Genomic DNA, 8,836 nt, shown 5'->3' with positions numbered 1-8,836 from the left:
GGCGGCGATTCAACGCTCGCCGCCCCGCCGCCACGCCCAATCCGCGACTGCGCCTTGCTCTGAGCATCGGATCGAGCCCACGTCGGCTGGGTGCCCGGCATGCCCAGCGGGCGACTGCCGTACCGGCCCGTGTGCTTGGGGCGGGAGGCCGAGGGGTCAGCTCCAGACCATTTTGCGGGCGTACACGGCGTCCAGGTGGATCTCGCGGGGATCCTTGGACATGCCGCGCAGCAGGCAGCACACGTAGCGGTGCAGTTCGCCCTCGGCGGCCGGGTCGTCGCAGATGGGGACGCGCAGCAGCGGATCGCCGCTTACGTACGCCCGGTAGGCGATGGCGATCAGGTAGCCGGACCGCTCCAACTCCAGGGCGTTGTCGGGGTACATGCCGCGGGGCATGTCGACCGGCCAGCTCCGGTCGATCCAGCGGACCACGGTGGCGAGGGTGGCGGGCGTCATGTCGGCGACGCGTGCGTGCGGGCGCCCGGGGTGCCTGCATTCGGGGACTCTGATCATTTGCTGTCCGTTCGTTCTGCCGTTGCCGTTGGCGTGGCCGTTCGGCTGAGGGTGGGCCGACGGCTCGTGGAAGCGTCGTGTGCGGGGTGATCCGCTCGTCGGTTCGGCTTCGGCGAGGATGCGCGCGGCGGTCGACGAGGGGGGGTAGCCGAGCGTGAGGCCCCGCACCGCCCGCGGGGCCGCCCAGAAGCGTTCGTCGGCGTCGTCGGCGAGAACGTAGAGCAGCGCCATCGACTGGTCACGATGGCGCTGCAGCGCGTCGATCTGGGGCGCCGCCACGTCCGGCGGCAGCGCGTCCTGGTAGTCGGCGATGAGGGCGTCGAGGTCGAAGATCTCCCCGTAGGTCTGGGCGACGGCCGCGGTGATGTGCAGTCGGCGCTCGGGGCCGCTCCCGTCGCCGGGGCCGTCCTCGGGGTCGTCCGAGGGGTCGTAGCGGGTGGCCCGGTACACCAGGCCGGCGCGCCCGGCCTCGGCGAACCAGTCCATCGCGGTCTTGTACGGCAGCGCGAACCTGCCGTACGGCTTGAGGTTGCGCAGCAGCGCCTCGGCGATCCACTCATCGCACCAGGACGGGGTGCGGTAGGGGGTCTCCTCGACGCCCTCGGCGCGCAGCCCCTGGGCCAGGATCGGGTTCCATGGGCTGACGCGGCGGTCGCGGAACCGTGGCATCTCGGGTCCGCTCCAGGTGTACAGGCGCGAGCCGTACCAGGCCGCGACGCCCTCCACGTGCGCGGGACGCTCGGACTCCACGCCGCGGATCCTCCGCTCGTAGACGCCGTGCATCACGCGACCGGCCCGATCCCGCCACGGGCCGGGCTCACCCTCCGGAGGGTCAGGAGTCCGGGAATCCGGCAGTAACTTCCACCCCTCTGACAACCTCCAGTCGCCCATCGCCGTTACTCCTTACTCATCCGCCACGGCGGAACGGCGATGTCCCACTGGCCCTACCACTAATCGCACGACTATCGGAACCTTCTCCAGTCGAGCGTCGGTCGGGGGCCGGTGAATCGTTTCGTCCGTGTGCCGGGCTGCATTTGAGTGGCGCGAAGCATCCCCACGAAACGCATGCTGCACGATCACCGAAAAATATGCAAGTGCCCAGCTCAGAAAGGTGATAGCGGCCTTGAGTTCTCTATAGAGGTGGCCGCTGTGGCGAGATCTCAATTCTCGCCTCTTGCGGCCCGACATGTCAAAACTCCGTTCTTTAGAGGTTCTTTAGAGAACGCGTCAATAACCAACGCTGTCAAATGTGGTCAAGGTCACCACCGTGCGCCGGGCCCGCGATCAGGCGCCGGGGGCCTGACACACTCCGTAGATCGTGGAGATGTCAAGTCGCGTGTAAGACGCCAGGACCGTGACGGCCACGTCGGCGGCCCGGCACTCGGTGATCGCCTTGTCCCTGCGGCGGCGCAGCTCCTCCTCGGCGGCCCGGCTCTCCCGCCACGCGCGGGTGGCCTCCTCGCGGGCGCGTACGTGCCCGCGCACCGCCTCGGCGGCCTGCCGCCAGCGCGTGGACACCTCCCGCAGGCGGCTCATGAGCCGCACCCGGTCGGCGCGCAGCGCGTCGCCCGGCGCGAACTTGTTGGCGTGCAGCATCTGGTACACGGTGGTGACGTCGAGACCCGCGCACAGCGCGATGTCCGGGATCGGGACGGCCGCCGCCTGGCAGGCGGTGATCACCTGGTCGCGGCTCTGGCGCAGCCGCTCCTCGACGGCGCGGCCCGCCCGGCAGGCGTCCGCGGCCTCCTGGCGTACCCTGGCCCGCTCCTCGGCCTCGGCGACCGCCTGGCGCCACTGCTCGCTGACGCGCTCCAGGGCGTCGAGCAGGCGGCCGGACTCGCCGTGCCGGGGCTCTCCCGCGGCGGGCGGGCGTTTGCCGGTGATCTGGGAGATGAGGCCGTTGGACAGGCCGGTGCGGGCGGCCAGGACGCCGGCGGCGATGCCGGTGGTACGCCAGGCGACGATGGCCTTGTCCCGGCGCAGCCGCAGCCGTTCCTCGACCGTTTTGGCGGCCCGGTAGGCGGCGACGGCGCGTTCGCGTTCGCGGGCGTGGTCGCGGAGCGCGGCGACGGACTCGCGCCAGGCGGCCATCGCCGCGTCGAGGGCGGCGAGCCGCTCGCGCCGTACGGCGGCGGGCGCGGCGGCGGCGTCGTGGTCGGCGGGGGCGGACGTGCGGCCCAGCGCGTCGTAGATCGTCTTGGCGGCGAGGCCGGTGCCGGAGACGATCGTGGTGATCGGCACGCCCGCCTCGCGGCAGCTGCGGATCGCGCGGTCGCGGTCGAGCCGCAGGCGCTCCTCGGCGGACTTCGCCGCGCGGTAGCCGCGGGCGGTCTCGTCGCGGGCGGCGGCGTACTCGCGCATGGTGGCCAGGGCCTCGCGCCAGCGCTCCGAGAGTCTTTCCAGGCGCATGAGGACGTCGGGGAGGAAGAACAGCCGCAGCCGGTCGCCCGAGGCGCTGGCGAAGCGGGCCACGGCTCGCGCGTCCTTGGCGGGGAGGGGCTCGAGGACGGCGTAGACGGGCGTGTCCGCCTCCTCGCCCAGCCGCTGGAGGAAGTCCTCAAGGAAGCGCAGGTAGTCGTCGGCGCCCTCGCGGGCGGGGTCGTAGACGGCGAACCTGCGCAGGCCGCCGGCGGCGGGGACCGCCGAGAGCAGCCATAGCGCGCCGTCGCCGACGAGCGCGTCCTCGACGAAGTAGAGCCGGGCGCCCTCGGCGCGCGCGCGTTCGCGGATGCGCGGCAGGACCGACTTCAGCCAGCCCTCGTCGGCGAGCTCATGCGGGCGGCGCAGCGGGTGGTCCGGCCACAGGCCGGCCGCGCGCAGCAGGGCCGGCGCGTCCGCGAGGGCCGGTACGCCGGCGGCGGCGGCATCCCAGGCGGCGGCATCCCAGGCGGCGGCGTCCCAGGCTGCGTCCCGGGCGTCGGCGGCGTCGGCGGCGTCGGCATCCCGGGCGTTGGCCGCGTCCCATGCGGCGGCGTCCCCGGCGGCGGCGGCGTGGGCGTCCCCGGCGTCGGTGGTGAGCTCGGCGAGCACGGCGCGGACGGCCTCCAGGTCCCAGAGCGGCGGCAGGGGCGCGTCCGTCGGGCGCCCGGCGAGGGGCTCGCCCAGGACGCGCTCGCGCAGCGCCGCCAGCCGCTCCGGCGGCGGGCACGCGGCGGCCGTGACGGCGGAATCGGTGTAGGGGTCGGCGGAGGCGTCGTGCCCGGCGCCTTCGCCCAAGGGGCTCCCGGCCCTTCCCGCGCGCCCGGAGGCGGGGGGCTCGCCGGTCCGGTCGCCGGGCGCGTGGTCGGCCGGGCGGCGGGGGGAGGCGGGCTCGCCGCGGCGGCCCGCGAGGGCGCGCCAGCGGTACAGGGTCGAGCGGCTCATGCCGAACGCGGTCGCGATCTCGCGCACGCCGACGCCGGCGTCCATTTGCGCCACGGCGGCCGTACGCAGAATCTCCAGAGTCTTGTGATCAAGTCTCCGGCGGCCATCGCCATGTGCGCGAAGTCTTTTCAGTGCAACCTCGACAACCAGGTCTTGTCCCACCGTTGAATAGGTAGCACGAAACACCAGGCGATCGCAACAATTTCCTCAACTCTTTGTTGAGGTGATTGTAAATGCCGCTTTCCGCTACCGAGAGGAATGGATCAACTACCGTCGCGGTCATCCCACGAAGCGGCCTATGAACTGCGATTATGCACCATCACTGACACCCTTGACCAGTCTGTCAAGACAACTCCCCGCGGTCTCTTCGAGGCCCGCTTCCAGGACCTGTGGCAACGGCCCGGGCGGGGCGCGCCGATTCGGCGGGGCAAACGCGTACGGAAATCAGAGTTCTCTAGAGAGATATGGCCCGGAAAGCGACAGCCGGGCATGTTCCGGGATTCGCCCGCTATCCACCGAGCCACAGGTATGTTTCCGAGAAAAAGGAACGGGCATCTCAACGTGACTCAGGGCATCCCGCCCGCCTACCCTGCGATCAGGATTGACTTGCGGATCACCGACATGTCAATAGACTCCGTCAAGGAGCCGAGTCGATCCCTGGGCAGGGAGGGACGATCGCGATGACCGACAGCAGAGTCCAAGTGATCCAGCGCATCTGCGAGCGCCTGGTCGTCGACGGCGGCGCGGTCCGGCTCGACATGGTCGGCGGGCACCCGAGGCTGCGCATGGACCAGCGGCTCGCGCAGCAGCAGGCCCACCGCGAGCTGACCCTGCTGGGCTGGAAGGTCATCGAGGGGCGCGAGCACACGCTCACCGTGATGGGCTGGAGCAAGGAGAACCTCGCCTATCGCCTTCGTACGCTGCTGCTCGCCTGCGGCATGCTCCGGCACGAGCGCCACCACACCGTGCACGTGGCCATCGCCTGCGCCGAGCGCCATCTGGAGACCGGGCGTCCCGCCGCGCTCGCCGACGTCCTGGACGCGGCCCTCACCGAGGTCGCGCGCGAGCTGCGCTGGCCCGCCCACCTCAAGGACGTCGGCGATCTGGACCGCCGCGCCCTCGACCCCGCCATCGCCGCCCAGCTCGAACACATCCGGCGCCTCGAAGGCGAGATCCGCGTCCTGTGCGACCAGCACCTGGCCGCCGCCCACACGGCGGTCGAGGTCTTCTGGAAGTGCCGTCACTCGGCCCACATGTCCAGCGAGACCGCCCGCCAGGTGGCCGTCCAGGAGGCGCTGCGGCCCCACGACACGCCCGAGCCGAGCCCTTACGCGGCCGACGATGCTCCGGAGGCGTACCAGGCCACTCCCGGCGCGTACGAGGCGGATCGTCCGATGCCTGCCGCAAACGCCGTCCACGACGGCTTCCACCCCGGTATTCTCGGCACCGCCATCCTGCCCATCGACGAACCCGCACCGCCCCCGCACAGGCCCCGCACCCCCGTCAGACCCGGCAGATACGAGGCGATTCGCCATGAGTGAGGGCTCCTCCCCCACGGATCTCGAAACCGGCCGACATCTCCATCCCGGAAGCGGCCGACGTCCCCACTCATCCGGCCCCCACGCCCCCACCCACTCAAGCGCCGGCTCACCCGCCAGCTCACCCGCCCACTCACCCGCATCGCCTCCACCGCGGCCACACGACTGGTTCGCCCCCGCGTCCCCGACCACGCACACCGTCCGACCGGCCGACTCGTCCGCCTTTCCGCACCACGCCACCGGGGCCACCACGGCCACCGGGGCAATCGGGGCATCCGGATCCACCGGGGCAGTCGGCCCCATCGAGGCATCCGGAGCCACCGGGCCATCCGGAGCCACCGGGCCATCCGGAACCGCCGGGCCATTCGGAACCGGGTCCACCCGGCCCACCGAGGCATCCGGAACCGCCGGGGCATCCGGAACCGCCGGGGCATCCGGAACCGCCGGGGCATCCGGAACCGCCGGGCCATTCGGAACCGGGTCCACCCGGCCCACCGAGGCATCCGGAGCCACCGGGCCATTCGGAGCCACCGGGCCATCCGGAGCCACCGGGCCATCCGGAACCGCCGGGCCATTCGGAACCGGGTCCACCCGGCCCACCGAGGCATTCGGAACCGCCGGGCCCATCGACGCATTCGGGACCGCCGGGGCATCCGGGTCCACCGGGCCCATCGAGGTATTCGGGGCCGCCGGGGCGTTCGGAGCGATCGAGGCATCCGGGGCCGCCGCACACGGCGACCGCCCCGGTCTTCCCTTCGCCGCGCACCCCCCGTCCGACTCGTTCACGCGCCAGCGGGGTGGCTTCGGCGCGGACATGGCCGGACGAGACGACCGGCCGACGGCTCCCTCGGCCGCCGTCGGCGTGACGACCGGCCCGGCCGCCGCCCCGCGTGGTCACGCGCACGGTCCGACAGCCTCATGGAGCGCCGGGAACGCCGCGAGCACGGCGGCGTACGATGATCGGCCCACCGCTCCCGTGCCCCTTCGGAGCCCGGCGCCTCGCGCCGTACCGGCCGCGTACGGCGATACGCCGACGGCGGGCCGGGAGGACGACGGCGAGTCGCCGGAGAGGGGCGGCCGGGCCAGGTTGCTGATGCTGGTCTGCGCGGGGGCCATCGGGATCACCATGGCGGACACGATCGGCGGGACGCTGGCGGTGTCGGCGCTCACCCCGGCGTTCACCGGCCCCGGGATGACCGAGGCGGACCTGCAGTGGGTTATGACCGCCTACGCGGTGCCGTTCGCGGCGTTGCTGGCCGCGGCCGGGCGGCTCGCCGACCTGGTGGGGCGGCGTCGGCTGCTCGCGATCGGGCTGGGGCTGTTCAGTCTCGGGGCCGCGGCGGCCGCGGTGTCGATGAGCTTTCCGGTTCTGCTGGTGGCGCGAGCCGTACAGGGGGTGGGGTCGGCCGCCGCCGTTCCCGCCTCGCTCGGGATGCTGCTCGCCGGCGTCCCCGCGCATCGGCGGCCGGGGGCCATCGGCTTATGGATGGCCGGCTCCGGGATCGGCGGCACGGCCGTGCACGCGGCGGGCGGCTGGCTGCTGGGCTTTCAGGGCTGGCGGGCGATGTTCCTGCCGAGCGCCGTGATCGCCATGCTCCTGGTCTACGGGACGCTGGCGCTGCGCCGGGACGCCACGACGACCGGCCGGGCACCCGATCCGGTGGGGGCGGTGGCGCTCTTCGCCGCCATCGGGACCGCCGTGCTCGCCATCACCAAGGCCCCGCAGTGGGGGTGGAGCCCCGCGATGGCCGCCCTGTTCGCGGGCGTGCTGCTCATGCTGCTCGTCGCCGTGTTCCGGTCCCTCCGCCATCCGGTGCCGGTGCTGGCCATGTCCCTGTGGCGTACGCCGATGTTCGGGCTCGCGGGGACGGTCTCGCTGCTCTACGGGCTGATCGCCTTCCCCGTGCTGATCGTTGTCCCGCTCTTCCTCCACCGCGCTTGGGGGTACGACCTCACCGTGGCCGCCCCGGCGATGGCTCCGCTGTCGGCCGGCGTGCTGGTCGCCGGGTACCTTTCCGGCAAAGCCTGCAAACGGTACGGCCCGCGAGCGATCATCTACCTCGGCTCCGTGGGCGTGGCCGCCTCCTGCGCCTGGGTGATCACGATGGTCCTCCAGCCCGAGCCCCGCCTGCTCACCGCCTGGCTGCCCGCGAGCGTCCTGCTCGGCCTGGGTCTGGGCGCCATGACGACCGGGGCCTCCACCGCGGGCACCCTGTCCGCGCCGCCGACCGAGTACGCCGCCGCGATCGGCGGCACGATGACCGCCCGCCAGATCGGCGGTGCCGTGGGCATGGCCGGCGCCGCCGTACTGGTGGGCCGTCTCACGGTGAACAACACGTTCTCCGGCTACACCGCCGTCTTCGCCGGGTGCATGATCCTGGCCGGGCTCGCCGGGCTGGTGGCCGTCTTCATCCGCCCCCGGCCCCTCACGGACGGCCCCGCCACGGCTTCCGAGAAGGCCCCACAGCCTCCCGCCGCCAGCCTGTTCACCCCGCCGGATGCGGTGGCTCTCCCCCGTTTCCCGGTACTCACAGGTCCGGCACTCACGGGTCCGGCGCTCACGGGTCCGGCGTCCCTGGACACTCCGGTGAGCTCTCCGGCCGTCCCGCACGTTCCGTCCGCGATGCCGCTGTCCGCCCCCGTCCCAGGCGACTACGGGGCGGCCCCCAACCCTGTCGGCCACCCTGCCGCGTACCCTGCCCACCCCCCTGTGGGCCACCCTGTCGCCCACCCCGCCCACGACCCTCTCGGCCACCCCGCCGACCACCCTGTAGGCCACATCGCGGAGATTTCCGCGGCCACCGTGCGCATCACGGGCCCGCACGTCCCCGTGCCCCTCGCTCCCCCGACCACCGAGGCGCCTCCTCACCCGCGTACCCGCCGCGGCTCGGCGACCCGCTCCCGGCGGTCCAGGGAACGCGCTCACAGGGCCAAGGAACGCGCCCAGGCGGAAAGCGAACTCCGCACCGCCGCGACGCACTTCCTCGCCGCAGCAGACAAACTCACGCTCCCCGGCCCCGCCCTGCCCCAGTACTACCTGCCGGAGCCCCCCTCCGCCGCGTCCCCATTCCCAGGACCGGCCCTTGCCGAGCCGACCGCGACACTGCCCACCCCACCTGAGTCCGCCGCGTCTGAGCCCACCACCCCGCAGCCCTCCGTCGCGCAGCCCTCCGTCGCGCAGCCCTCCGTCGCGCAGCCCTCCGTCACGGAGCCCTCCGTCACGGAGCCCTCCGTCACGGAGCCCTCCGTCACGGAGACGTCCGACACGCGTCAGCGCCCGTACCGGCGCATGCCCTATTCAGGCGGCAACTTTTCCTGACGTACCTCGGCGTCGGCGGATTCCTTGACCGGGGGAACTCGGCGACTGCGCGTGGGCCGGTGGTGTGGGCCTGTGAGCCCAGCGCCTCGCGCCTGGGAACCGG

Annotated in this window: 4 protein-coding genes; 2 read left to right on the top strand and 2 right to left on the bottom strand. The window is 72.9% G+C overall.

Features of this window, described 5'->3' with window-relative positions; genetic code table 11:
• Positions 1-156 precede the first annotated feature (156 nt).
• Both AB0K60_RS31040 and AB0K60_RS31035 read right to left on the bottom strand, forming a co-directional pair.
• Complete coding sequence (locus AB0K60_RS31040; protein WP_364063133.1) at positions 157-1,263, bottom strand: hypothetical protein; 1,107 nt, start codon at positions 1,261-1,263, stop codon at positions 157-159.
• A gap of 534 nt (positions 1,264-1,797) precedes the next feature.
• Positions 1,798-4,038 carry a helix-turn-helix domain-containing protein gene (locus tag AB0K60_RS31035; RefSeq protein WP_364063130.1) on the bottom strand — a complete coding sequence of 747 codons (2,241 nt, stop codon included), beginning with the start codon at positions 4,036-4,038 and terminating at the stop codon, positions 1,798-1,800.
• A 518-nt stretch (positions 4,039-4,556) separates the two neighbouring features.
• On the opposite strand from AB0K60_RS31035, the gene AB0K60_RS31030 reads away from it, so the two are divergent.
• Entirely contained in the window at positions 4,557-5,417 is an 861-nt protein-coding gene (locus AB0K60_RS31030) for a hypothetical protein (protein ID WP_364063127.1), read from the top strand.
• A gap of 973 nt (positions 5,418-6,390) precedes the next feature.
• Positions 6,391-8,733, top strand: a complete 2,343-nt coding sequence (locus AB0K60_RS31025; protein ID WP_364063124.1) for an MFS transporter — start codon at positions 6,391-6,393, stop codon at positions 8,731-8,733.
• Positions 8,734-8,836: the final 103 nt, after the last annotated feature.

The organism is Thermopolyspora sp. NPDC052614 (genome assembly GCF_040678635.1).
GTDB lineage: Bacteria > Actinomycetota > Actinomycetes > Streptosporangiales > Streptosporangiaceae > Thermopolyspora.
This window is presented reverse-complemented; position numbering and strand designations above follow the sequence as displayed.

What these genes read in the sequence shown, in the direction of transcription:
- AB0K60_RS31030 (WP_364063127.1), top strand. Translation starts at nt 4,557, where the DNA reads ATGACCGACAGCAGAGTCCAAGTGATCCAGCGCATCTGCGAGCGCCTG.